General features: G+C 71.7%; 23 protein-coding genes. 10 read left to right on the top strand and 13 right to left on the bottom strand.

Going from position 1 to position 24,721, the window contains the following annotated elements; all coding sequences use genetic code 11:
* The first annotated feature begins 110 nt into the window (after positions 1 to 110).
* On the top strand, positions 111 to 446 hold the full coding sequence (locus tag OCS65_RS12655) for a type II toxin-antitoxin system VapB family antitoxin (RefSeq protein WP_006933828.1): 336 nt from the start codon (positions 111 to 113) through the stop codon (positions 444 to 446).
* Between the two features lie 115 nt (positions 447 to 561).
* On the opposite strand, the gene hemW is transcribed toward OCS65_RS12655, so the two are convergent.
* On the bottom strand, positions 562 to 1,764 hold the full coding sequence (gene hemW, locus OCS65_RS12650; protein ID WP_065922453.1) for a radical SAM family heme chaperone HemW: 1,203 nt from the start codon (positions 1,762 to 1,764) through the stop codon (positions 562 to 564).
* 383 nt (positions 1,765 to 2,147) lie between these two features.
* Here hemW and OCS65_RS12645 point away from each other — a divergent pair, with 383 nt between their 5' ends.
* The 6 genes from OCS65_RS12645 to OCS65_RS12620 all read left to right on the top strand — a co-directional run bounded on the left by OCS65_RS12645 (position 2,148) and on the right by OCS65_RS12620 (position 8,563).
* Positions 2,148 to 3,875, top strand: a complete 1,728-nt coding sequence (locus OCS65_RS12645) for a nitrite/sulfite reductase (protein ID WP_006933822.1) — start codon at positions 2,148 to 2,150, stop codon at positions 3,873 to 3,875.
* Positions 3,872 to 4,609, top strand: coding sequence for a phosphoadenylyl-sulfate reductase (locus tag OCS65_RS12640; RefSeq protein WP_006933811.1), 738 nt, complete (start codon positions 3,872 to 3,874; stop codon positions 4,607 to 4,609). Before OCS65_RS12645 ends, OCS65_RS12640 begins: the two co-directional genes overlap by 4 nt.
* Positions 4,606 to 5,550 (top strand): sulfate adenylyltransferase subunit CysD, encoded by a 945-nt coding sequence (cysD, locus tag OCS65_RS12635; protein ID WP_006933809.1) that lies wholly within the window; start codon positions 4,606 to 4,608, stop codon positions 5,548 to 5,550. The genes OCS65_RS12640 and cysD overlap by 4 nt, the downstream gene beginning before the upstream one ends.
* A 2-nt stretch (positions 5,551 to 5,552) precedes the next feature.
* A complete protein-coding gene (locus tag OCS65_RS12630) occupies positions 5,553 to 6,854 on the top strand; it encodes a sulfate adenylyltransferase subunit 1 (RefSeq protein WP_006933807.1) in 1,302 nt (433 codons plus the stop codon).
* Entirely contained in the window at positions 6,851 to 7,606 is a 756-nt protein-coding gene (locus tag OCS65_RS12625; protein WP_029544357.1) for a sirohydrochlorin chelatase, read from the top strand. Before OCS65_RS12630 ends, OCS65_RS12625 begins: the two co-directional genes overlap by 4 nt.
* Positions 7,607 to 7,678: 72 nt before the next feature.
* Entirely contained in the window at positions 7,679 to 8,563 is an 885-nt protein-coding gene (locus tag OCS65_RS12620) for a universal stress protein (RefSeq protein ID WP_168579771.1), read from the top strand.
* Between the two features lie 83 nt (positions 8,564 to 8,646).
* Here the strand turns inward: OCS65_RS12620 and OCS65_RS12615 are convergent, their stop codons facing one another.
* The gene (locus OCS65_RS12615) at positions 8,647 to 9,669 is read right to left on the bottom strand and encodes an extracellular solute-binding protein (RefSeq protein ID WP_263510274.1); all 1,023 of its coding nucleotides are present in this window, start codon (positions 9,667 to 9,669) and stop codon (positions 8,647 to 8,649) included.
* Between the two features lie 99 nt (positions 9,670 to 9,768).
* The gene (locus OCS65_RS12610; protein WP_006933801.1) at positions 9,769 to 9,975 is read right to left on the bottom strand and encodes a hypothetical protein; all 207 of its coding nucleotides are present in this window, start codon (positions 9,973 to 9,975) and stop codon (positions 9,769 to 9,771) included.
* A 64-nt stretch (positions 9,976 to 10,039) separates the two neighbouring features.
* Between OCS65_RS12610 and OCS65_RS12605 the strand changes: the two genes are divergently transcribed.
* Positions 10,040 to 11,998, top strand: coding sequence for a glycoside hydrolase family 15 protein (locus OCS65_RS12605; protein ID WP_029544363.1), 1,959 nt, complete (start codon positions 10,040 to 10,042; stop codon positions 11,996 to 11,998).
* Between the two features lie 4 nt (positions 11,999 to 12,002).
* Here OCS65_RS12605 and OCS65_RS12600 read toward each other — a convergent pair whose 3' ends face one another.
* The gene (locus OCS65_RS12600; RefSeq protein WP_043801736.1) at positions 12,003 to 12,935 is read right to left on the bottom strand and encodes an NAD(P)H-dependent flavin oxidoreductase; all 933 of its coding nucleotides are present in this window, start codon (positions 12,933 to 12,935) and stop codon (positions 12,003 to 12,005) included.
* 6 nt (positions 12,936 to 12,941) lie between these two features.
* Entirely contained in the window at positions 12,942 to 14,729 is a 1,788-nt protein-coding gene (gene lepA / locus OCS65_RS12595) for a translation elongation factor 4 (protein WP_230304568.1), read from the bottom strand.
* A 187-nt stretch (positions 14,730 to 14,916) separates the two neighbouring features.
* Between lepA and OCS65_RS12590 the strand changes: the two genes are divergently transcribed.
* Positions 14,917 to 15,486, top strand: coding sequence for a type II toxin-antitoxin system PemK/MazF family toxin (locus OCS65_RS12590; RefSeq protein WP_072635503.1), 570 nt, complete (start codon positions 14,917 to 14,919; stop codon positions 15,484 to 15,486).
* A 12-nt stretch (positions 15,487 to 15,498) separates the two neighbouring features.
* On the opposite strand, the gene OCS65_RS12585 is transcribed toward OCS65_RS12590, so the two are convergent.
* The 4 genes from OCS65_RS12585 to OCS65_RS12570 form a co-directional block, all read right to left on the bottom strand.
* A complete protein-coding gene (locus OCS65_RS12585) occupies positions 15,499 to 16,380 on the bottom strand; it encodes an aquaporin (protein WP_029544368.1) in 882 nt (293 codons plus the stop codon).
* A 130-nt stretch (positions 16,381 to 16,510) separates the two neighbouring features.
* Positions 16,511 to 17,341, bottom strand: a complete 831-nt coding sequence (locus tag OCS65_RS12580; protein WP_029544370.1) for a transglutaminase family protein — start codon at positions 17,339 to 17,341, stop codon at positions 16,511 to 16,513.
* Positions 17,342 to 17,349: 8 nt separating this feature from the next.
* Positions 17,350 to 18,321: an alpha-E domain-containing protein gene (locus tag OCS65_RS12575; RefSeq protein ID WP_006933787.1), complete on the bottom strand. Its 972-nt coding sequence runs from the start codon at positions 18,319 to 18,321 to the stop codon at positions 17,350 to 17,352.
* Complete coding sequence (locus tag OCS65_RS12570) at positions 18,321 to 19,970, bottom strand: circularly permuted type 2 ATP-grasp protein (RefSeq protein ID WP_006933779.1); 1,650 nt, start codon at positions 19,968 to 19,970, stop codon at positions 18,321 to 18,323. Before OCS65_RS12570 ends, OCS65_RS12575 begins: the two co-directional genes overlap by 1 nt.
* Positions 19,971 to 20,160: 190 nt before the next feature.
* Here OCS65_RS12570 and rpsT point away from each other — a divergent pair, with 190 nt between their 5' ends.
* Positions 20,161 to 20,421 (top strand): 30S ribosomal protein S20, encoded by a 261-nt coding sequence (gene rpsT / locus OCS65_RS12565; protein WP_003937021.1) that lies wholly within the window; start codon positions 20,161 to 20,163, stop codon positions 20,419 to 20,421.
* 62 nt (positions 20,422 to 20,483) lie between these two features.
* On the opposite strand, the gene holA is transcribed toward rpsT, so the two are convergent.
* From holA to OCS65_RS12545, 4 genes are all read right to left on the bottom strand, one after another.
* The gene (holA, locus tag OCS65_RS12560) at positions 20,484 to 21,452 is read right to left on the bottom strand and encodes a DNA polymerase III subunit delta (protein ID WP_006933777.1); all 969 of its coding nucleotides are present in this window, start codon (positions 21,450 to 21,452) and stop codon (positions 20,484 to 20,486) included.
* On the bottom strand, positions 21,449 to 22,987 hold the full coding sequence (locus tag OCS65_RS12555) for a ComEC/Rec2 family competence protein (RefSeq protein ID WP_065922448.1): 1,539 nt from the start codon (positions 22,985 to 22,987) through the stop codon (positions 21,449 to 21,451). Before OCS65_RS12555 ends, holA begins: the two co-directional genes overlap by 4 nt.
* Entirely contained in the window at positions 22,984 to 23,805 is an 822-nt protein-coding gene (locus OCS65_RS12550) for a ComEA family DNA-binding protein (protein WP_029544380.1), read from the bottom strand. The genes OCS65_RS12555 and OCS65_RS12550 overlap by 4 nt, the downstream gene beginning before the upstream one ends.
* Positions 23,806 to 23,897: 92 nt before the next feature.
* Positions 23,898 to 24,716, bottom strand: a complete 819-nt coding sequence (locus OCS65_RS12545) for a DegV family protein (RefSeq protein WP_029544382.1) — start codon at positions 24,714 to 24,716, stop codon at positions 23,898 to 23,900.
* Positions 24,717 to 24,721: the final 5 nt, after the last annotated feature.

Genomic DNA, 24,721 nt, shown 5'->3' with positions numbered 1-24,721 from the left:
ACGCACCACCGCAGGACGGTGCACTGCGTGCCGTTTCGCTCCAGTTTAGTCGCCGGTCCCGGACGGCGAGCGGGACGGCGCCCGCCGGCGAGGCGTCGTAAGTTGGTGCCATGATTTTCAAGGGCGTCCGGGACGGCAAGCCGTATCCCGACCACGGGCTCTCGCTGCGCGACTGGGCGCAGATCCCGCCCCGGCAGGTGCGGCTCGACCAGATCGTCACCACCACGAAGGTGCTCGAGCTCGACCGGCTGCTGTCGGAGGACTCCACCTTCTACGGCGACCTCTTCCCGCACGCGGTCCAGTGGAAGGGTGTGCTGTACCTCGAGGACGGCCTGCACCGGGCCGTGCGCTCGGCGCTGCGCAACCGCACCGTCCTGCATGCGCGAGTGTTCGACTACGACGCCCTGTTCCCTCACGCCCCGGACGCCGACACCACCGAGGCGTAGATATCGCACCGCTGCGCGGCCGGGACATCGCACCGCTGCGCGGTCGGGACATCGCACCGCTGCGCGGTCAGGACATCGCACCGCTGCGCGGTGAGGGCGCCGGGCGGCTGCGCGGTCAGGTCAGGATCGCGCGCACCACCGCGTCGGCGAGGAGCCGGCCGCGATCGGTGAGCACCAGCCGGCCGGCGCGCAGGTCGGCGAGGCCGTCCGCGACGACGGTCTCGGCGGCGCGTCGTTCCTCGGGGGCGAGCACGTCCAGCGGCAGGCCGGTGCGCAGCCGCACCTCGAGCATCACCCGTTCGGTGTGGACGTCGCCGGCGGTGAGCAGTTCGCTGCCCCCGACCGGGAGCCCGCCGGCGGCGAGCGCGTCCGCGTAGCGCGCCGGGTGCTTGACGTTCCACCAGCGGACGCCGCCGACGTGGCTGTGCGCGCCCGGCCCGGCCCCCCACCAGTCGCCGCCGTCCCAGTAGCCGAGGTTGTGGGCGCACCGCGCCGACGGATCGTCGGCGCGCGCCCAGTTCGACACCTCGTACCAGGTCAGGCCGGCGGCCTCGAGCCGCGCGTCGATGCGCTCGTAGCGGGCCGCGAGCACGTCGTCGTCGGGGGCCGGCAGTTCGCCCCTGCGCACCCGGCGGGCGAGCGCGGTGCCATCCTCGACGATCAGCGCGTAGGCCGAGACATGATCGACGTCCGCAGCGAGCACGGCGTCGAGGGACGCGTCGAGGTCCTCGTCCCGCTCGCCGGGGGTGCCGTAGATCAGGTCCAGGTTGACGTGGTCGAATCCGGCGGCCCGCGCCTCGCCCGCGGCCGCGACGGCCCGGCCCGGGGTGTGCGTGCGGTCGAGCACCGCGAGCACGTGCGGAGCGGCGGACTGCATGCCCAGCGACACGCGGGTGTAACCGGCCCCGCGGATGCCGTCGAAGAACTCCGGCGACGTCGATTCCGGGTTGGACTCCGTCGTCACCTCCGCGCCCGGGGCGAGGCCGAAGCTCGACCGGACCGCCGCGAGCACCTGCGACAGGCCGTCGGCACCGAGCAGCGACGGGGTGCCACCGCCGACGAAGACGGTCTGCGCCGCCGGGGCGCCGAGCAGTCGCGCCGCGATGTCGAGCTCGCTGCGCAACCCCTCGAGCCACGACTGCGGAGACGCGGACGTGCCGAGCTCTCCGGCGGTGTAGGTGTTGAAGTCGCAATAGCCGCAGCGGCTCGCGCAGAACGGGACGTGCACGTACACGCCGAACGGGCGGGAACCGACACCGGCGAGGGCCGAGGCCGGCAATTCGAACCCTGCTCCGACTCCGACATTGGTTCCACTCACTCCCCCAGTGTTCCAGAAGGCCGACCGGAGCCCGCCGCCCGGACACGGCCCGGACACGCCACCCCGGCCCGGCGCTGTCACCTCGGCATTTCCCCGAAATTCGGCGTAAATACCGCCACGTTTCGAGAACAGGCCCGTGACATGGCACAATGGTCCGCATGACCGGACCCGGAGTGCGACTCGTGGCGCGACGCCACGTCGACCTCAAGCGTGTCTGTGCATCGCGGTGTCTGTCCTGCACCGCCGGTTTCTGCGCCAACTGTCGATAGTCGGCCCCACCCCCGGCAGCCCCCGCTTCCCGCCGGGTCGAGGCATGTCCGCGCCGGGCTCAGCCCGCCCTGCCGATCCCGATCCGGTCCCTCGCGAACTCCAGGAGTACCCGTATGTCGTCGACCACCGACGTCTCCCCCGCCGGCGATACGACCGAAACCGCCGCGGCCCGCCGCCGCCCGGCCCGGCCCGCCAAGCAGCGCGCGGAGGGCCAGTGGGCCCTCGGCTACCGTGAGCCGCTCAACCCCAACGAGCAGGTCAAGAAGGACGACAACCCGCTCAACGTGCGCCGGCGCATCGAAGACATCTACGCGCACACGGGATTCGACGGAATCGACCGGAGCGACCTGCGCAACCGCTTCCGCTGGTGGGGCCTGTACACGCAGCGCGAACAGGGCTACGACGGCACCTACACCGGCGACGAGAACATCGATCTGCTCGAGGCGAAGTACTTCATGATGCGGGTGCGCTGCGACGGCGGCGCCCTGAACCTCGCGCAGTTGCGCACGATCGCGGGGATCTCGACCGAGTTCGCTCGCGACACCGCCGACCTGTCGGACCGCGAGAACGTCCAGTACCACTGGATCGAGGTCGAGAACGTCCCGGAGATCTGGCGCCGTCTCGAATCCGTCGGCCTGAAGACCACCGAGGCGTGCGGCGACTGCCCCCGCGTGGTGCTCGGTTCCCCCCTCGCCGGCGAGTCCCTCGACGAGATCATCGACGGCACACCGGCGGTCGAGGAGATCGTCCGCCGCTACATCGGCGACCCGAAGTACTCGAACCTGCCGCGCAAGTTCAAGACCGCGATCTCCGGTCAGCAGGACGTGGTGCACGAGATCAACGACGTCGCGTTCGTCGGCGTGAACCACCCCGAGCACGGCCCCGGCTTCGACCTGTGGGTCGGCGGCGGCCTGTCGACGAATCCGATGCTGGCGCAACGGGTCGGCGCGTGGATCCCGCTCGCCGAGGTGCCCGACGTGTGGGAGGCCGTCGTGTCGGTCTTCCGCGACTACGGCTACCGCCGCCTGCGCTCGAAGGCGCGGCTGAAGTTCCTGATCAAGGACTGGGGCGTCGAGAAGTTCCGGGACGTTCTCGAAACGGAATACCTGAAGCGGCCGCTGCTGGACGGACCCGCGCCGGAGAAGCCGGCGCGCCCGATCGACCACGTGGGCGTGCAGAAGCTGCGCAACGGGCTCAACGCGGTCGGCGTCGCCCCCATCGCGGGCCGGGTCTCCGGCACGATCCTCGCCGCCGTCGCCGACGCGGCCGAGAAGGCCGGATCCGATCGCATCCGCTTCACGCCGTACCAGAAGCTCATCGTGCTCGACGTCGCCGACGAGAAGGTCGATCAGCTGATCGCCGACCTCGGCGAACTGGGCCTGCCCGCGAACCCGACGCCGTGGCGCAAGAACCTGATGGCCTGCACGGGCATCGAGTTCTGCAAGCTCTCGTTCGTCGAGACCCGCAAGCGCTCGCAGGCGCTGGTGCCCGAGCTCGAGCAGCGCCTCGCCGACATCAACGCCCAGCTGGACGTTCCGGTGACGATCAACATCAACGGCTGCCCCAACTCGTGCGCGCGTTCGCAGGTCGCCGACATCGGCTTCAAGGGCCAGCTCGTCGACGACGGGGACGGCAACCAGGTGGAGGGTTTCCAGGTGCACCTCGGCGGGACGCTCGGCATGGATGCCGCGTTCGGCCGCAAGCTGCGCCAGCACAAGGTGACCAGCGCCGAGATGGGCGACTACATCGAGCGCGTGGTGCGCAACTTCGTCAAGCACCGCACTGCGGGAGAACGCTTCTCGCAGTGGGTGCTGCGCGCGGACGAGGCCGATTTGCGATGACCGGGGAGCAGACGATCGAAGGACGGAACGTGACCACGACACGGACAACGGAGGAACTGAGGGAGCTGGCCGCGCAGGGGGCGGCCACTCTCGACGGCGCCTCGGCGCGGGAACTGCTGCAGTGGACCGAGGAGAACTTCGGCGACTCGTACATCGTGGCGTCGAACATGCAGGACGGGGTGCTCGTGCACCTCGCGGCGCAGGTGCATCCCGGCGTGGACGTGCTGTTCCTCGACACCGGTTACCACTTCGCGGAGACCCTCGGCACCCGTGACGCCGTGGCGCAGGTGTACGGCGTCAACCTGGTCGAGGCCAAGGCGCAGCAGACGGTGGCCGAGCAGGACGCACTGCTCGGCAAGGATCTGTTCGCGCGGGACCCCAACGAGTGCTGCCGCCTGCGGAAGGTGGTGCCGCTGAAGGAGACCCTGAAGGGCTATCAGGCGTGGGTCACCGGCATCCGCCGGGTGGAGGCCCCCACCCGGGCCAACGCCCCGCTGATCTCCTTCGACGATGCCTTCGGGCTGGTGAAGATCAACCCGATCGCCGCGTGGTCCGACGAGGACATGCAGAACTACATCGACGAGCACGGGATCCTCGTCAATCCCCTGGTCGACGAGGGCTATCCGTCCATCGGGTGCGCCCCCTGCACCGCCAAACCACTACCCGGAGCCGATCCGCGCAGCGGACGGTGGGCCGGCCGAGCCAAGATCGAATGCGGGTTGCACGCCTCATGACACTCATCGACACGAATTTCTCCGAATCCCGGCGCAAGTCGGACGGCGACAGGTTCGACACCCTCGACGCGCTCGAGTCCGAAGCGATCCACGTCTTCCGCGAGGTCGCCGGCGAATTCGAGCGCCCGGTGATCCTGTTCTCGGGCGGCAAGGACTCGACGGTCCTGCTGCATCTGGCGCTCAAGGCCTTCTGGCCCGCGCCGCTGCCGTTCGCGCTGCTGCACGTCGACACCGGGCACAACCTTCCCGAGGTCCTCGAGTTCCGCGACCACGTCGTCGAGAAGTACGGGCTGCGGCTGCACGTGGCGAAGGTCGAGGACTACCTCGCCGACGGCCGCCTCACCGAGCGGCCCGACGGGATCCGCAATCCGCTGCAGACGGTGCCGCTGCTCGACGCCATCGCCGAGAACCGCTTCGACGCGGTGTTCGGCGGCGGCCGCCGCGACGAGGAGCGCTCCCGCGCCAAGGAGCGGATCTTCTCGCTGCGCAACGCCTTCGGCCAGTGGGATCCCAAGCGGCAGCGGCCCGAGCTGTGGAACCTGTACAACGGCCGGCACGCCCCCGGCGAGCACGTGCGGGTCTTCCCGCTGAGCAACTTCACCGAGCTCGACATCTGGCGGTACATCGCCCGGGACAACGTCGAACTCGCCGGCATCTACTACGCCCACCAGCGCCCGGTGTACCGGCGCGACGGCATGTGGATGACGCCCGGCGTCTGGGGCGGCCCGGCCGAGGGTGAGGAACTCGAGGTCCGGTCGGTGCGCTACCGCACGGTCGGCGACGGCTCCACCACCGGCGCGATCCTGTCCGAGGCCGCCGACAACGAGGCGATCCTCGCCGAGGTCGCCGCGTCGCGGCTCACCGAGCGCGGGGCGACCCGCGGCGACGACCGCGTTTCCGAAGCGGCCATGGAGGACCGCAAGCGAGAGGGATATTTCTGATCATGAGCGACCTCCTTCGACTCGCCACCGCCGGCAGCGTCGACGACGGCAAGTCCACCCTCGTGGGCCGGCTGCTGTACGACACCAAGTCCGTGCTGGCCGACCAGATCGACGCGGTCACCCGCGCCTCGGTCGACAAGGGTCTCGACACCCCCGACCTGTCCCTGCTCGTCGACGGCCTGCGCGCCGAGCGCGAACAGGGCATCACCATCGACGTCGCGTACCGCTACTTCGCCACACCCCGGCGCAGCTTCGTGCTCGCGGACACCCCGGGACACGTGCAGTACACCCGCAACACCGTCTCGGGTGCGTCCACCGCCCAGCTCGTGGTGCTGCTCGTCGACGCCCGCAAGGGCGTGATCGCGCAGACCCGCAAGCACGCCGCCGTCCTCGCGCTGCTCGGCGTGCCCAAGCTCGTCCTGGCGGTCAACAAGATCGACCTGGTCGACGACCCGGCGCGCGTGTTCGCCGACATCTGCGACCAGTTCAACGCCCTGACCCGGTCGCTCGGCTGGTCCCCGGAGGACGTGCAGGAGATCCCGGTCTCCGCCCTGCACGGGGACAACGTCGCGGTCCGTTCGGAGAACACGCCGTACTACGACGGTCCGACGCTCATCGAGCACCTCGAGTCCGTCCCGGTCGACGCCGACGTCCACGGCCGTCACGAGATCGGGCTGCGGTTCCCGGTCCAGTACGTGATCCGGCCCCGCACCGCCGAGTTCCCGGACTACCGCGGCTACGCCGGACAGGTCGCGGCGGGCAGTGTCCGTCCCGGCGACGAGGTCGTGATCCTGCCCGCGGGCACCCGGACCACGATCGAGCGGATCGACACCGCCGACGGCGAGCTCGACGTCGCGCACGCCGGCCGCAGCGTCACGCTGATCCTCGCGGATGACGTGGACGTCTCCCGCGGCGACGTCATCGCCGCCCCGGCCGCCGCCCCGGAACCGATCGGCCAGTTCGAGGCGACGGTGTGCTGGCTGGCGGAGAAGCCGCTGCGGCCCGGTGCCCGGCTGCTGCTCAAGCACGGCACTCGCACGACGCAGGCGATCGTCGGGACGCTCGAGGAGCGCTTCGACGAGCAGACCCTGACCTCGGTTCCCACCCCCGAGTCGCTCGAGCTCAACGAGATCGCCCGCATCACCGTCCGGGTCGCCGAGCCCATCGCGGCCGACGACTACAAGGTCAACCGGCGCACGGGCAGCTTCCTGCTCATCGATCCCGCGGGCGGCAACACCCTCGCGGCGGGCCTGGTGGGCAACAGCCTCGCCGAGATCGAACTCGGGGACCGCGTCCCCGCATGATCCCGCTCGTCGCCGTCGCGCACGGCAGCCGTGACCCGCGCTCGGCGCGCGCCATGGCTGCCGTGCTCGCGGCGCTGCGGGAACGCCACCCGGGCCGGGACGTGCGGCTTGCGTTCCTGGACCTGAACACCCCGTCGGTGGGGCAGGTCGTCGACGCCGTCGCCGCCGAGGGACACCGCCGCGTGGTGGTGGTCCCGTTGCTGCTGGGCAGCGCCTTCCACGCCCGCGTGGATCTGCCCGCGCTGCTCGCCGAGGCCCGCGCCCGGCACCCGCTTCTCGACGTGATCCAGGCGGACGTCCTCGGCGCCGACGACCGTCTCGTCGCGGCGGCCCGCGAGGCGATCGCCGCCACCGGTGTCTCCCGGACCGACCCGACGGTGGGCGTCGCGCTGTGCGCGGTCGGATCCCGCCGCCACGACGCCAACGCCGCCACCGACGCGATCACCCCGCGCCTGCTGCGGGGCACGTCGTGGGCGTGGGGCCGGACGTGCTTCGCCACCGCCGCGGCACCGACCGTCGTCGACGCCCTGGCGGCCCTGCGCGCCGCCGGCGCCACCACCCTCGTGCTCGCGCCGTGGATGCTCGCCCCCGGCCTGCTGTGGGACCGCGCCGTCGCCGCCGCCCGGGCGGCGTTCCCCGAGGTCAGCTGCGCCACCACCCTCGCGGCCTCCGATTCCGTCGGGCTCGTGATCGACGAGCGCTACCGGCAGTCGCTCGTGCACGCCGGGACCGCCGCGCGCCACATCGCCTGACAACCACCGATTGTCTCTGGCGCACGCCGGTCCTATCGGGACAGACTGGAGTCGAGGCAAGGAGGCATCGTCATGGCCACAGCACCGATTCGGCACGGGATCGTAGTCGGCATCGACGGTTCGGACGGCTCGTTCTCCGCGGCCCACTGGGCCGCATCTGCCGCCCGGATCTTCCGCGAGCCGCTGCACCTCGTCAACGTGCTGCCCGATGCGCCGAGCGCGACCGGCGGCAGATCCAAGGAGGAGTTCGCCAAGCTCCTGCAGGCCGACAGCGAACGGCTGCTCGAACGCGCCCGCCGGGCGGCGCTCGACGGCCGCACGGACGTCACGATCGAATGCAGCAGCCGGCCGGGACCGCCGGCGAAGACCCTCGTCGAACTGTCGAAGACCGCCCGCCTGCTGGTGGTGGGCCGGACCACGACCGGCGAACTGCGCTCGATGTTCGCCGGCTCCGACGTCGTCCGCGTCGCCAACCACGCCCGTTGCCCGGTCGTGGCGTGGCGGGGCGAGGGCGATCACGAGGAGGTGGACACCCGGCCGGTCGTCGTCGGCGTCGACGGCAGCGCGTTGAGCAACGCTGCCATCGAGCATGCGTTCGAGTTCGCGTCGTTCCTCGGCGTACCGCTGATCGCCGTGCACGCATGGACCGAGCAGTCGACCCTGCGGGGCTACGACGAGTCCGCCCGCTTCGTCGACTGGACGACGTACGCGGAGCAGAAGGTCGCCGACCTCGCGGAGAGCCTGGCCGGCTGGCGCGAGCGGTATCCCGACGTCGAGCTGCGGACGGAGCTCGAGCGCCGCGGCGCGATGGTGGCCCTCATCGAGCGTTCCATCGACGCGCAACTCGTCGCGGTGGGCAGCCACGGTCGCAGCACGATCGCGTCGGCTCTGCTCGGCTCCACCGGCCAGGGCCTGCTCCATCACTCCCGCTGCCCGGTACTCATCTGCCGCGAGTGACGCATGCGGCCGTGACCTCCGGTCGCGCAAGGAATTTCGAGCGCAGCAGTCCGCAGGGCGCGCGGATCCCCGGCTCCGTCGCCCTAGTTCGCCGCGTCGGCGTAGATCACGGCGATGCTGCCGGTACCGGGCCGGAACAGCTCGGCGTCGACCGTGCTCCAGCCACCGAGATCCTCGACGGTCCACAGTCTTTCGGGAGCCGGGAAGTCGTCGGCGAACTCGCGTGCGGCACCCGGGTCGGCGGGCCGGAATCCGGCCGCCGCCCACAGCCGTTGCGCCTCCCCGGTGTAGAGGAAGTCGTTGAACTCCTGGGCCGCCCGCACGTCGGGTGCGTTGTCGATCACCGCGGCGGGGCTGTCGATCCGGAGAGTGGTGGTCAGGGGGACACGCCGGACGGCGGCGCCGTCGCGCTCGAGCCGCAACGCCTCCTGTTCCGAGAGGAGCAGCACGTCGCCGGCACCCTGCACGAACGCCTCCACGGCCTCTTCGCCGCTCGCGGGCGAGGTTTCGACGCGGTCACCGACGAGCGCGGCGAGGTAGTCCAGCCCCGCCTGCGGATCGGCACCGCCGTCGCTCGTCGCGGCGTACGCGGCGAGCAGGTTCAGCTTCGCCGCACCGGAGGCCGACGGGTCGGGGGTGATCACCTCGAGACCGGGCGCGAGCAGATCGTCCCAGCCCGCCACACCCCGCGGATTGCCCTCCCGCACGACCATCGTGACGACGGACCCGTACGGGACTCCCCGGTACGCTCCCGCGTTCCAGTCCGGGTCGACGAGTCCCGCGTCGACGAGGCCGGTCAGGTCCGGCACCGATGCGAAGGTGACGAAATCGGCCGAGGCGCCGTCCACGACGGCGACGGCCTGCTGCGCGGACGGACCGGACGCGACGTCGAACCGGACGTCCTCGCCGGCCTCGGTGGCGCCGAACGCGGCGATCACCGTGTCCAGCGCCGCCCGGGCACCCTCGTGGGCGTACAGGTCGACGGTGGGCCCGGAGGCGGCCTCGGCCGCGTCGCCGCGATCGCCGGAGCCGGCCGAACACGCGGTGAGCACGACGGCCGCGATCGAGGCGAGCGCCGCGACGCGCCGGCCCGGACGAGATTTCACGACGTACCTCCGGCGCAGGGTCAGCGGGTCAGCAGCCAGGCCACGACGACGAGAACGAGCAGGGCCAGCAGGGCCAGGGTCACGCGCGAGCGTGGCATGTCAGCGATCCTCCGTCTTCCGTTCGGACGCGGCCGGCTCTCTGCGTCCGACGGCCGCGAGCACGCCCGCGAGGGCGCGGTCGAGCAGCCAGGCCACGCCGGCGCACAACGGCACCATGACGACCAGCACCAGCGCGACCTGCGGGACGAAGGGAAGGCCGGCCAGCCACAACTCGAAGCCGTCCCACCACGATGCCACCCGATCCACGCCCCCACCCTAGTCGTCGCCGTTTCGGTGGACGCCGACGGCCGGGTGCCGGGATCATGAGGTGATGGCACAGACGTTTCCGGGGTCCGGGATCTCCTCCGCGCATTCCCACCCGCCACACCGCAGCCCGTACCCGCCGATCGACGACTACGCGTTCCTGTCGGACTGCGAAACGACATGCCTCATCGCGCGCAACGGGGCGGTGGAATGGATGTGCCTGCCCCGGCCCGACTCGCCCAGCGTGTTCGGGGCGATTCTCGACCGCAGCGCCGGGTACTTCCGTGTCGGACCGCACGACCGCACCGTGCCCGCTGCACGCCGGTATCTGCCCGGCGGACTGATCCTCGAGACCACGTGGCAGACCGAGACGGGATGGATGGTGGTGCGGGACGCGCTGGTGATGGGGCCCTGGCACGCCGTCCAGGAACGATCGCGCACTCACACCCGGACGCCGACGGACTGGGACGCCGAGCACATTCTGCTGCGCACCGTCCGCTGCGTGAGCGGGACGGTGGAACTCGACGTCAGTTGCGCGCCGGCGTTCGACTACCACCGCGCCCCGGTGCGCTGGGAGTACACGGGCAAGGTGTACGAGGAGGCCACCGCGTTCTGCACCGGCGGCGAACCCGGCGAGCATCCCGAACTACGGCTCACCACCGACCTCCGGCTCGGGCTCGAGGGCGGCGAGGCTCGGGCACGCACCCGGATGGTCAAGGGCGACAAGGCGTTCGTCGCGCTGTCGTGGTCGGATGTGCAGTGTCCCGCCACGTTCGAGGAAGCCGCCGCGAAAATGGCGGAGACGGCCGACTTCTGGCGCGAGTGGATCACCACGGGCCGTTTCCCCGATCACCCCTGGCGGAGTTACCTGCAGGCCAGCGCCCTGACCCTCAAGGGCCTGACCTACGCACCGACCGGCGCCCTGCTCGCGGCGGCCACCACGTCTCTTCCGGAAACGCCTGGCGGAGAACGGAACTGGGACTACCGCTACGCGTGGGTGCGGGATTCCACGTTCGCACTGTGGGGCCTGTACACCCTCGGCCTCGACCGGGAGGCCGACGCGTTCTTCGCGTTCATCTCCGACGCCTCCCGCAGCGAGGACGGCCGGTTGCAGCCGCTGCAGGTGATGTACGGCGTGGGTGGGGAGCGCGTGCTCACCGAATCGCAGCTCGACCACCTGTGCGGCTACGACGGGGCCCGTCCGGTGCGGATCGGCAACGATGCGTATCACCAAACGCAGCACGACATCTGGGGCGCCATGCTCGACTCGGTGTACCTGCACGCGAGGACCCGCCGGCACATGCCCCAGACCTTCTGGCCGGCCGTGCAGCGGCTCGTCGGCCAGGCCGAGGACCACTGGCGCCTGCCCGATCGCGGCATCTGGGAGGTCCGGGGAGAGCCGCAGCATTTCACCTCGTCCAAGGTGATGTGCTGGGTCGCCCTCGATCGCGGCGCGCGACTGGCGCGCATGCAGGGCCGCCCGGACCACGCCGCGCGGTGGGACGCCGTCGCCGACGAGATCAAGGCGGACATTCTCGCCCACGGCGTCGACGAGCGCGGGGTGTTCACCCAGCGCTACGGTCATCCCTCCCTGGACGCGTCCGCGCTGCTGGTCGTGCTGCTGCGGTTCCTGCCGGCCGACGACCCGCGGGTGCGGGCGACGGTCCTGGCGATCGAGGACGAACTGACCGAGGACGGCCTGGTCCTGCGGTACCGGGTGGACTCCACCGACGACGGATTGACCGGCGAGGAGGGCAGCTTCACGATCTGCTCGTTCTGGCTGGTCTCCGCCCTGGTGGAGATCGGCGAGGTGGAACGGGCCCGCACCCTGTGCGAACGACTCCTCGGCTACGCCAGCCCGCTCAAGCTCTACGCCGAGGAGATCGACCCGCGCTCGGGCCGGCACCTGGGCAACTTCCCCCAGGCCTTCACCCACCTGGCGCAGATCAACGCGGTCGTGCACGTGATCCGGGCGGAGGAACAGATCGCGGCCGGGGAGTTCCTGCCCGCGCGTCCGGCGCCCTGACCCGCTACCCGAAGCGGCGCAGCAGTTCCTCCGCGCGGGTCGCGATGTCGCGGACGATCTCGCCGGCGGGCCGCTGTTCCCGCACGAGTCCGGCCGCCTCGCCCGCGTAGACCACGCCGAGCCGGGGGTCGTTGCCGTCGTACGCGGCGGCGAGGGTCTCCTCGTCGGCGCCGCGCCCGTGCCACTCGGCGGTGTAGTCGTTCGTCAGGGCCCGGCCGCCCCACCGCGCCGGCCACGGCTGGTGCCGGGCCCGGTCGAAGACGTCGGTGTAGACGGTGTCGGTGCTGCTCGCCGCGACGAGCCTGTCCCGGGCATACTCCGGGCCGACCGTCTCGGGGCTCGCCAGCAACGCGGTGCCGACGAGCGCGCCCTCGGCGCCGGCCGCGAGCACCGCGGCCAGTCCCCGTCCGGACGCGATGCCGCCGGCGGCGAGCACCGGCAGCGACGTCGATTCGAGCACCTCCTGCAGGAGCGGCAGCGTCCCGATGCGGCCGGTGTGCCCGCCGGCCTCGTGTCCCTGCGCGACGACCGCGTCGACCCCGGCGGCCTCGACGATCCGCAGGTCCTCGATCGTGTTGATCTGGGAGATCGCCAGGGCGCCCGCCGCGTGCACGCGCGGCACATAGGGCGCCGGATCGCCGAAGGACAGCGACACCACCCGGGGCCGTTCGGCCAGCACCGCGTCGAGAAGACTGTCGTCGGCGGCCAGCGACCACGTCATCAGGCCGAAACCGAGCAGCCCGCCGCCGAGTTCGCGGGCCACCGCCGACTCGGCCGCCAGCCATTGCGGGGTGTTGTAACGCGCGGCTCCGATCAGACCGAGGCCCCCCGCGCGGGTCACCTCGCCGGCCAGCCGGCCGCCGGCGCGGCCTCCCATCGGGGCGCCGAGCAGCGGGACGGTGATGCCCAGGGTGCGCGTGAGCCAGGTCTCGAGCACGGTGGGCTACTTCCCCTTCGGCTTGTCGGCAGACGCCTCGGACGAGAGCGCGGCCACGAACGCCTCCTGCGGAACGTCCACCCGGCCGATCGTCTTCATCCGCTTCTTGCCCTCCTTCTGCTTCTCGAGCAGCTTGCGTTTGCGGCTGATGTCGCCGCCGTAGCACTTGGCGAGCACGTCCTTGCGGATCGCGCGGATGTTCTCCCGGGCGATGATCTTCGACCCGATCGCCGCCTGCACCGGGACCTCGAACTGTTGCCGCGGGATGAGCTCCTTGAGTTTGGTGGTCATCTTGTTGCCGTACGCGGCCGCCGCGTCCTTGTGGACGATCGCACTGAACGCGTCGACGGCCTCGCCCTGCAACAGGATGTCCACCTTCACCAGCGCGGCTTCCTGCTCGCCGGCCTCCTCGTAGTCGAGGCTGGCGTAGCCGCGGGTGCGGGACTTCAGCGAGTCGAAGAAGTCGAAGATGATCTCGGCCATCGGCAGGGTGTAGCGCAGCTCGACGCGGGTCTCGGACAGATAGTCCATGCCGCCGAGCTCGCCGCGCCGCGACTGGCACAGTTCCATGATCGAACCGATGAACTCGCTCGGGGAGATGATCGTGCACTTGACGATCGGCTCGTAGATTTCGCGGGCCTTGCCCTCGGGCCAGTCCGACGGGTTGGTGACGATGTGCTCCTGCCCGCCCTCGAGCACCACGCGGTAGACCACGTTCGGGGCGGTGGAGATCAGGTCGAGGCCGAACTCGCGCTCGAGCCGCTCCCGGGTGATCTCCATGTGCAGCAGGCCGAGGAAGCCGCACCGGAATCCGAAGCCCAGAGCCACCGACGTCTCGGGTTCGTAGGTGAGCGCGGCGTCGTTGAGCTGCAACTTGTCGAGAGCGTCGCGCAGGACGGGGTAGTCCGACCCGTCCACCGGGTACAGGCCGGAGTAGACCATCGGGCGGGGCTCGCGGTAGCCGGTGAGCGGCTCGGCGGCGCCGCCGCGGGCAGAGGTGACGGTGTCGCCGACCTTCGACTGGCGCACGTCCTTCACGCCGGTGATGAGATAGCCGACCTCGCCGACGCCGAGACCGGCGGTGGCCTTCGGCTCGGGCGAGACGATGCCCACCTCGAGCAGCTCGTGGGTGGCGCCGGTGGACATCATCTTGATCTTCTCGCGGGGCACGATCTTGCCGTCGACCACACGCACGTACGTGACGACGCCGCGGTAGGTGTCGTACACCGAGTCGAAGATCATCGCGCGGGCCGGCGCGTCGGGGTCGCCGACCGGCGGCGGCACCTGCCGGATCACCTCGTCGAGCAGTTCCGGCACGCCCACGCCGGTCTTGCCCGACACGCGCAGCACGTCCTCGGGCTCGCAGCCGACGATGTGGGCGAGCTCGGCGGCGTAGCGGTCCGGGTCGGCCGCGGGCAGATCGATCTTGTTCAGGACCGGGATGACCGTCAGATCCTTGTCGAGAGCGAGGTAGAGGTTCGCGAGGGTCTGCGCCTCGATGCCCTGGGCGGCGTCGACGAGGAGCACCGCGCCCTCGCATGCCTCGAGCGCACGGGAGACCTCGTACGTGAAGTCCACGTGCCCGGGCGTGTCGATGAGGTGCATCACGTAGTCCTCGCCGTCGACCTGCCACGGCAGCCGCACGTTCTGGGCCTTGATGGTGATCCCGCGCTCGCGCTCGATGTCCATCCGGTCGAGGTACTGGGCCCGCATCTGGCGCTCCTCGACCACACCGGTGAGCTGCAGCATGCGGTCCGCGAGCGTCGACTTGCCGTGGTCGATGTGCGCGATGATGCAGAAGTTCCGGATCTTCGCGGGGTCCGTGAACGTGGTGTCGGCGAAGGTGCTGATGTCGGGCTCCTGACTCGGACGGGCAGCGGCCCTGGCGGGACGCGGTCACCCCTGCAGAATATCCAAGTCGCGGCGGGTCCGGTCCCGCGGCCGCACCTGCGCGGCCCCGCACGCCGCTAAGCTCGCCGACGTGGCTGGCACATGGAAGAAACTGGGCAGGCAACTGGGACGGCTCGCGGTCGAGCAGGGACCGCGATTGCTCGAGCAGGTGCAGCGCTCCGGCGCCCTCGACCGGGCCCGGACCGCGCTCGGCTCCGGTGCCGCCGACACCGCCCGGCCGGTCCCGAAGCCCGGCCGCCCGGTGACCTCCCACACCGCTCCCACCGCGCAGCGCGCCCGGCGGATCGCCTACGCCCCCGACCTCGACGGCCGCGCGGACCCCGGCGAGATCGTGTGGACGTGGGTGGCCTACGAGGAGGACGCGACCCAGGGCAAGGACCGGCCCGTGCTCGTCGTCGGACGCAACGGTGGCACCCTGCTCGGCCTGATGCTGTCGTCGAACAACGACCGGGACGGTCACCGCGACTGGCTGGCCCTGGGCAACGGCAACTGGGACGCGGGCAGCCGGCCCAGCTGGGTCCGCCTGGACCGCGTGCTGGACGTGCCCGAGGAAGGCATCCGGCGCGAAGGCGCGGTGCTCGACCGGGCCCGGTTCGAGCAGGTCGCCGCGCGCCTTCGCGCCGAGTACGGCTGGCAGTAGCCGGCCCTCGCCTTACCGCCGGCGGGCGCCCGCCACCCGCGCCGTGGACGGCCGCAATCCGGCGAACCGCCCGAACAGCGACCGGTAGACCAGCGCCCCGAGGGCGCCGCCGATCAGCGGGAACAGGATGAACAGCCAGAGCTGTCCGAGCGCGCCGTCCTGGTACGGCGCGACCGCGATGCTCCGCGCCGGATTGACCGAGGTGTTGTCGATCGGGATCGAGACCAGGTGGATCACCGCCAGGGTGAATCCGATCGACACCCCGGCCAGCAGGACGTCCGAGGCCTGGTCCGTCGCGGCGAGCACCACGAACACCAGCAGCGCGGTAAGCAGCACCTCGACGACCATGGTCGCCCCGATCCCGTAACCCTCGACGAGCACACCGCCGAGCGGGCCCTCCACCGCCGACGGGCTGTGCGGGCCCCAGCCGTTGGCGCCGAGCCCCTGCGCGGCCCGGTCGTAGGTGGGCAGCGACTGCGCCACCGAGTAGATCGTCACGCCCGCGACGAGGCCGCCGAGGACCTGGGCCACGACGTAGAACACCGCCCGCTTGAGGGTGACCTGGCCGATCGCGAGCTGGCCGACCGTCACCGCCGGGTTCACATGGCATCCGGAGATCGGCCCGATGGCGTAGACGAGGAACAGCAGGGTCAGCCCGAACGCCAGCGCGACGCCGAGATTGCCGACCTTGTCCCCGGCGAACACCGCCGTGCCGACCGCGGAGAAGACCAGCACGAACGTGCCGATCGCCTCCGCGGCGTACTTCTTGGCGTCCGAGAATTCGTCCTTCTCCACGGCCTCGAGCGCGGTCTCGTGCTCGGTCTCGTGCTCGGCGGCCCCGGGTGCCCGGTCCGCCGCCCGGCCCTCGTGGCCCGTCTCGCGTTCGTTCGTCATGCGCCCACCTCGCGTCGTGCGGTCCCGCGGGACCGGATCCGATGTGTCGAACTTCGGCACTGGCGAGCACCACGGGTCGAAGACGGGCTCACAGGCCGCACAGCACTACCGCAACAAGACACAGCGGACACTACGCAAGCCGGGTGACCTCCACAACAACGTCGAGTGCCGTCGAACCGCCGCCGGAGTAGATGCCCTTCAGCGGCGGCACGTCCGCGTAGTCCCGGCCGGTACCGACGGACACGTGCTGTTCACCGACGACCGTGGCGTTGGTCGGGTCGTAACCCCACCACGAACCGGTCCAGGCCTCGACCCACGCGTGCGACTCCCCCGCGACGGTCGCCCCGACGGGGGCAGCGGCCGTCGGATGCAGGTAACCCGACACGTACCGGCTGGGAATTCCCATGCCGCGCAGCAGGAGCAGCGTCAGGTGCGCATAGTCCTGGCAGACCCCCTCGCGTTCCTCGAAGGCCTGCACGGCCGAGGTGTGCACCCCCGTCGTGCCGGGGACGTAGGACATCTCGTCGTGCACCCACTGCGCCGCGGCCAGCACCGCGGCCACCGGATCGGCACCCTTGGCGATCTGCCGGGCGACCCTGGCGAGACCGCGATCGGCCGGCACGTACCGCGACGGCAGCAGCACCTCGTCGTAGCGGTCCCGGTTCTCCTCGCTGCGCAGTTCGTCCCATCCGATCGCCTCGTCGGGCACCGCGGTCTCCTCGGTCTCCACCACCGACAGTCCGGTGACCTCCAGCGAGGTGTGCGGCGCGTGCAGGTCGAACGCGGTCACCGCCGTGCCCCAGTAGTCGACGTACCGGTACGACCGTGTCGCCGGGGTGGTCTCGACCCGGTTGAGCACGACGGTCTGCCGGCTGTCCGCGCGGGGCGTGAGCCGTACCTCGTTGTACGACGAGGTGACCGGCGCGTCGTACGCGTACCCCGTCTTGTGGACCACTCGCATCCGCCAGGTCACAACTCACCCTCCACGATCGTCTCCCCCTGTGCCGCGCCGGCATCGGTCCAGGCCACCCACGGCGCTGCGTGGAAGTACTGCAGCGCGATCGCCTCGCCGACCTGCCGGCACATCTCCTGCAGCGACTGCAGGCGCGTCTGCAGATCCTCGAGCAGCCGTCCGGGGGCGAGGAACTCGAGTTCGCTGCGGGCACGGCCGAGCAGACGTTGCGCCTCGTCCCGGGCACCGATCCGGCTGTGCGGATGCCGGTCGAGCGCACCGAGGCACCGCTCGGCCTCGCTGATGGCGAAGAACACCGACCGCGGGAACAGCCGGTCCAGCAGCATGAATTCGAGCACCAGGCTCGCGTCGAGGGCACCGCGGTAAGTGCGCAGGTAGGTGTCGTGACCACCGACCGACCGCAGGACCGTCGCCCACGTCGGCGAGCCCGGGCGGTCGCCCGCCCGGGAGAGCAGCAGCCGTACCACCATGTCGACGCGTTCGATGGACCGGCCCAGCAGCAGGAAGCGATAGCCGTCGTCGCGGCTGAGCGTCGAGTCCGCCAGGCCCGCGAACATCGCCGCACGCTCCTCGACGTACCGGAAGAACTCGTGCGGTCCGAGCCGCTGGGCGGCCCGCTTGCGCTCGGCGAGACCGTTGTAGGTGGCGTTCAGGCACTCCCACATCTCGCTGGAGGTGACCTCGCGGGCGCCGCGGGCGTTCTCGCGCGCGTGCGCGACGGAATCGACGATCGACCCCTGCCCCTGCCGGTCGAACGCGATCAGGTCGACCACGGTGGACACGTCCAGCACGCCCGGCGGCTCGGCGAATCCGAGTACCCGCAGCAGCTGCCGGCAGGTGCGGTCGGGGTCGACCGTGGAGTCCTCGAGCAGCTGGTGCACCGCGACGTCCATGATGCGGGCGGTGTCGTCGGCGCGTTCGACGTAGCGGCCGATCCAGAACAGGGACTCGGCATTGCGGGCCAGCATCAGCGCCCACCCCCGAGCCCGCTCTGCTGCTGCTGTTGTTGCTGTTGCTGTTGCGGGCCGCCGATGTCGGGTCCGTGCTCGACCTGCGCGCCGTGCGCCGGCCGGTCGACCACCTGGGCGCCGCCGAGTTCTCGTTCCTCCCCGGAACTGCGCGCGGCGAGCACCCACGTGTCCTTGCTGCCGCCGCCCTGGCTCGAGTTCACCACGAGCGACCCTTCGGGCAGCGCGACGCGCGTGAGACCGCCGGGCAGCACCCACACCTCCTCCCCGTCGTTGACGGCGAAGGGCCGCAGGTCCACGTGACGCGGCGCGAGCCGGTCCCCCACCCGGGTGGGAACGGTGGACAACTGCACGACGGGCTGGGCGATCCAGCTGCGCGGGTCGTTGCGGATCTTGCGGGTCATGGTCTTCAGCTCGGCGGGCGAGGCGTCGGGACCGAACACGATGCCGTACCCGCCGGAGCCTTCCACCGGCTTGATCACGAGTTCGTCGAGACGGTCGAGCACCTCCTCGCATTCCTCGTCCAGCCAGCAGCGCAGCGTGTCGACGTTGGGCAACAGCGGCTTCTCGCCGAGGTAGTAGTCGATGATCTCGGGGACGTAGGTGTAGACGAGCTTGTCGTCGCCGACACCGTTGCCGACGGCGCTCGAGATCACGACGTTGCCGGCGCGGGCGGCGTTGAGGATGCCGGCGACGCCGAGCACGGAGTCGGGACGGAACTGCATCGGATCGAGGAAGGCGTCGTCGATCCGGCGGTAGATCACGTCGACCTGCCGTTCGCCTTCGGTGGTGCGCATGTAGACCGCGTTGTCACGACAGAACAGGTCCCGGCCCTCGACGAGTTCGACACCCATCTGCCGGGCCAGCAGGGAGTGCTCGAAATACGCGGAGTTGGCCACGCCGGGGGTCAGCACCACCACGGTCGGGTCGGCAGCGTTGAGCGCGGCGGCCGCCCGCAGCGCCCGCAGCAGGTGCGAGGCGTAGTCGCCGACGGGACGCACCCGGTGCTCGCGGAACAGGTCCGGGGCGATCCGGGCCATCACCCGCCGGTTCTCCATGACGTACGACACCCCGGACGGCGAGCGCAGATTGTCCTCGAGGACCCGGAACGTGCCGTTCTCGTCGCGGATCAGGTCGATGCCCGCGACGTGGATCCGGACGCCGTTGGGCGGGACGATGCCGACGGCCTCGCGGTGGAAGTGCTCGCACGAGGTCACCAGCCGCTTGGGGATGACGCGGTCGCGGAGGATGTGCTGCTCGCGGTAGACGTCGTCGAGGAACATCTCGAGCGCCTTCACCCGCTGGGTGATGCCCCGTTCGAGGCGGGCCCACTCCGCCGCCGCGATGACCCGGGGCATCAGGTCGAGCGGGAAGGGCCGCTCCTGTCCGGACAGGGAGAAGGTGACGCCCTGGTCGGTGAAGGCGCGGCCGAGGGCCTCGGTGCGCGCCGCGAGCTCGTCGGCGCCGGTGGAGACGAACCGTTGGTGCAGCCGCCGGTAGGGGGCTCGCACCCCACCGGCCTCGTCGAACATCTCGTCGAACGCGAGCGTGTAGCCGGGCACGTCGCGATAGCCGTCGAACACCCCGTCGGAACGCCTGCGCGAGCGGGAGCGGTCGGGGGGTCGGGCGACGGTTGTTCGGCTGCTCATGCCCGAAATCCTGCTACAGGATGCCGGGCTGTGCAGTGCCGGAAACCCGCTTGTCACCTGCCCGTCACCACCGGCGGTTCCGGCGCCCGGTTTGGGGTTTGCGACAGGCCGCTGGTATCGTGGTCCGTCGGTGCCGTAGTGCGCCCAGAGCTTTCCGACCAACTACCAGCAAGACGACAGGATTTTACGCGTGGCCAACATCAAGTCCCAGGTGAAGCGGATCCGCACCAACGAGCGCAACCGACTCCGCAACCAGTCGGTCAAGTCCTCGCTGCGCACGGCGATCCGTTCCTTCCGCGAGGCCGCGGCCGCCGGTGACAAGGACAAGGCCACCGAGCTCCTCGTCTCCACCAGCCGCAAGCTCGACAAGGCTGCCAGCAAGGGCGTGATCCACGCCAACCAGGCCGCCAACAAGAAGTCCGCCCTGGCCAAGGTCGCCAACGGACTCTGAGGTAGAACGCAAGCTCTGCTCCGGAAGCCGCCCCGTCCCTCGGACCGGGCGGCTTCCGTCGTCTAGTGGGTCCGGCCGGCCAGCCCCGCGACGCGGCGCACGGCGCGCTCCACCGCGTAGTCGGCGTCCGCGGCCGCGCCCTTGACGTCGGCATTGAGGTCGGCCACGACCTGCAGCGCCGCCCCGATCGATCCCGGGTCCCACGCGCGTGCCTGGGCCTGAGCCTTCTTCACCTTCCACGGAGGCATCCCGAGCTCGGATGCCATCTTGAACGGGTCCCCGCGCCCGGCCGAGCCGACCCGCGCGATCGTGTGGACAGCATCCGCGAGGGCGTCGGCGAGCAGGACGTGCGCGACGCCCCGATGCGTCGCCCACCGCAACGATTCCAGCGCCCCCGGCTCGTCGCCCGCCACGGCCTTCTCGGCCACCTCGAACCCGGTGACCTCGGCCTTGCCGGAGTAGTAGCGCTGCACGGCTGCGGCGTCGATCTTGCCGCCCGTGTCGGCGACCAGCTGGCTGCACGCCGCTGCCAGCTCCCGCAGGTCGGAGCCCACGGCGTCGATGACCGCCTGTACGACCTCCGGCGCGACCCGCACACCCGCCGCGCGAAACTCCGCACGCACGAAGTCCACCCGCTCGGCCGCCTTGGTGATCCTGGCGCACTCGTGGGTCTCGGCGCCGCACTTCTGCAGGGCGCCCACCATGGCCTTCGCGCGGCCGCCGCCACTGTGCAGGACGACCAGGGAGACCCCCTCGGGCGGTTCGGTCGCCGCATCGAGGATCAGCGCGACGGCGTCCTTGCCGGCCTCCGCGGCGGATTCGAGGACGACCACCCGGTCCTCGGCGAACAGCGACGGGCTCAGCAGCTCGGCGAGTTCGGCCGCGCCGGCGTCCCCGGCGCGCAGCCGCGAGACGGGCAGCTCGGACCCCGCACCCGTCCGCGCCCGGACGTCACCGACGATCCGCGCGACGGCGCGTTCGACGAGGAGGTCTTCGTCACCGAGCACGAGATGCAGCTGCGGGTTGCTCACGGATCGATCGTGCCACGACGGCCGGACATCACCGCCGGTGCCCCGGGCCGGCGTCCACGCCACAGTCGCGGCAGGCACCGGGCGGCGACGAGCCCGCCCCCGACGGCGACTGCTCCGCCCACGCCTCCGGGCACGGGCACCTCGGCCAGGGGCAGGTCGGCCGCGCGGTCCGCCACCTCGAGGATCCACCACAGCATGGGTGCGGTGCCGCGGGCGAGCAGCTCCGCCGCCGTCGGCGACGCCGTGGAGACCACCGCGACGGTGGTACCGAGCACGGTCAACGGCGGAAGTACCGGCGCGACGAGGATGTTGGCCGCGACCGCCACGACGCTGACGGTGCCGGACAGTGCGGCGACGATCGGGGCGGTCACGACGAACGCGGCCGCCGAGACGGCGCACACCTCCGCCGCCGAGCGGGGCCAGCCGCGGGCCCGCAGCCGGGTCACCCAGGCCGGCGCCACCAGCACCAGCCCGGCGGTGGCCGCGACCGACAGGGCGAACCCGACGTCCGTCGCGAGTTCCGGTGCGGCGACGAGCAGGGCGCCGACCGCGCCCGCGAGGGCCGGCAGGCCGTGCCGGCGCCGGCCCGTCACCAGAGCGAGCAACCCGATCGCTCCCATCGCGGCGGCGCGCAGCACACTCGGCGACGGGCGCACGACGACGACGAACGCCACCAGCGCGACCGCCGCGAGCGCCGTGCCGGTGCGGGGGCCGAGGCCGAGGCCCCGCACGGCGAGGAGCACCGCGCCGAGGACGATGCTGACGTTGGCCCCGGACACCGCGGTCAGGTGGGTCAGTCCCGCCACCCGGAAGCTCTCCCGGACGTCGTCGGACAGCCGTGAGGTGTCGCCGACGACGAGGCCCGGCAGGAGCCCGGCCGCAGCGGGCGGGAGCACCGCTCCGGACGCCGAGGCGAGCCGCTCGCGGATCCGTCCCGCCCACTGCTGCACCCGCGAGGGGGCCTGCACCGATCGGGGCGGGCCGTCGACACGGACCACGGCCACCGTCAGATCCGCGCCGTCCGGTTCGGCGAGCCGTCCGCGCAGGGTGATCCGCTGGCCCGGCAGCAGCTCCGCCCACTCGTCGACAGGGGCGAACACCACGACGGCGCCGCCGCCCGAGTACCGGTCGGGTCCCAGCTCGGCGCGGTGCAACGTTGCCGGCACCAGCACCTGGTCCCCGCCGAACGCACTGTCTCCCAGTCTTTTCGGGTCCTCCGTCGGTTCGACCACCAGGGTGGCCCAGCCGGCGCGTGCGGCCGCGGCGGCGAGCGGATGCGTCTCGGCCGCCCACACCCGCAGTGCGACCGCCGCCGAGAATCCGGCAGCGACGACGAGAGCGGCGAGCAGCGGCCGGGCCGCGGCACGAAGCCGTCGTCGCCGTGCCACGACGACCGTGGCCACCGCGCACACGGCGGCCGTCGCCGCGATCCCGAACGAGACCCGCCAGCCGGCGTGCAACCCGAGCGCGGTTGCGGCCCACGCCGCGACCGCGCCCGGCACCAGTCGCGCGTCGTCGCGGTCGGGCGCGGTCACACCACGACCAGCGTCCGCAGGCGTGCCAGCCGAGCGGGACCGATCCCGTCGACCTCGGCGAGCTGTTCGATGTCGGTGAACGGCCCGTTGTCCCGGCGCCACGCGACGATCGCGGCCGCGGTGACGGGACCGACGCCGGGCAGCGCATCGAGCGTCGCCTCGTCGGCGGTGTTGAGGTTCACCGGCCCCGCCCCGGGGGCGGCGCCGGGCTCCCCGACCCCACCCTCGCCGCCGGAGCCGGACACCCCGCTCGCCGGCGGAACCGGCGGCGACGCACCCACCACGACCTGGTCTCCGTCCGCGAGCCGCTGCGCCAGATTCAGGGTGGCCAGGTCCGCACCGTCGAGGGTGCCGCCCGCGGCGGCGAGGGCGTCGGCGACCCGCGCGCCGGGCGCGACCCGCACCAGGCCGGGCTTGCCCACCAGGCCCACCACGCTGACCACCACCTCGTCCGGCGCCGTGTCCTGCCGGGACGCAACGGGGTCGGCCGCCGGTGCCGCAACCTCCACCGCCGGCAGCGGCGGTACCGGCTCCGCGACGGGACGATCGCCCCAGACCACGACGAGTGTGGCCAGCACCGCCACGACACCGACCGCGGCGAGGGCCCCGGCCCCACCCCGGCCGGTCTGCCAGCGCGCCGCGCGCAACCGCTCGAGCGGACCCGGCGGCTCGACGGTGCCGGCCGGGTCGTACCACGGGTGCGGGTCGTCGTCCGCCTGGTGCGGGATCGTCGGCGCCGCCGATGCCCGATCGCCGGCGGACCGGGCGATCGCGTCGAGCCGGCTGCGCACGAGATCGTGCTCGTCGCTGCTGCCCATGGCGCGACGCTAACCGGATCCGGCCGCCGTCCACGCGGCCGCCGAAGCGATCCGGCGAATCTGTGGATGAATCGTGTGCCTGTGGACAACCCCTACGCGCGGGAGACGACCACCCCGACGGCGCCGGGACCGACGTGTGCGCCGAGAACCGCGTCGAGTTCGGACACCGACAGCGCGGTGCCGGCGGGCAGCCGCTCGGCGAGCTGCGCGACGAGCTGTTCGGCGCGTTCGGGGGCCTCGCGGTGGTGGACGGCCACCGCGGTCACCGGGTCCGCGGTGTCGACGACGCCGTCGACCAGCTTCGCCATCGCCTTGGTCATGGTGCGGGTCTTCTCCCGCAGCACCAGCCGGCCGTCGACGAGGTGGAGCACCGGCTTCATCGCCAGAGCGGTGCCCAGCAGGGCCGTGGCGGTGCCGATGCGGCCGCCACGGCGCAGATGGTCGAGCCGGTCGACCACCAGCAGGGTCCGGCTGCGGGCGGCGACCTCCACAGCCCGTTCGTAGACGGCCCGCACGCTCGCACCGGACCGGGCCAGCTCCGCCCCCGCCAGGGCAGCGAATCCCAAACCCATTGCGGTGGTTCGACTGTCGACCAGCTGTACCCGGTCACCGAGGGCGTCGGCGGCGTAGCGGGCGGCCGACCAGGTACCCGACAGCTCACGGGACAGGTGCACGGCGACCACGCCGTCGCCACCGCTGTCCGACAGCGCCTCGGCGTACGCCTCCGTCAGTTCGGCCGGGGAGGGACCGGAGGTGGTGACGCCGGACAGGTCGGCGGGCAGATCGTCCACGCCCTCGCGCAATTCGACACCGTCGACGATCACGTGCAGCGGCACGACACGGATGTCGTACCGCTCCACCATTTCCGGGTCGAGACAGCACGACGAGTCGGTCACCACTACTACAGACACGCCGC

This window comes from Rhodococcus aetherivorans (assembly GCF_025722975.1).
Taxonomy (GTDB): domain Bacteria; phylum Actinomycetota; class Actinomycetes; order Mycobacteriales; family Mycobacteriaceae; genus Rhodococcus; species Rhodococcus aetherivorans.
Note: the sequence above shows the minus strand (reverse complement) of the source record. Positions and strands in the feature narration are given on the sequence as shown.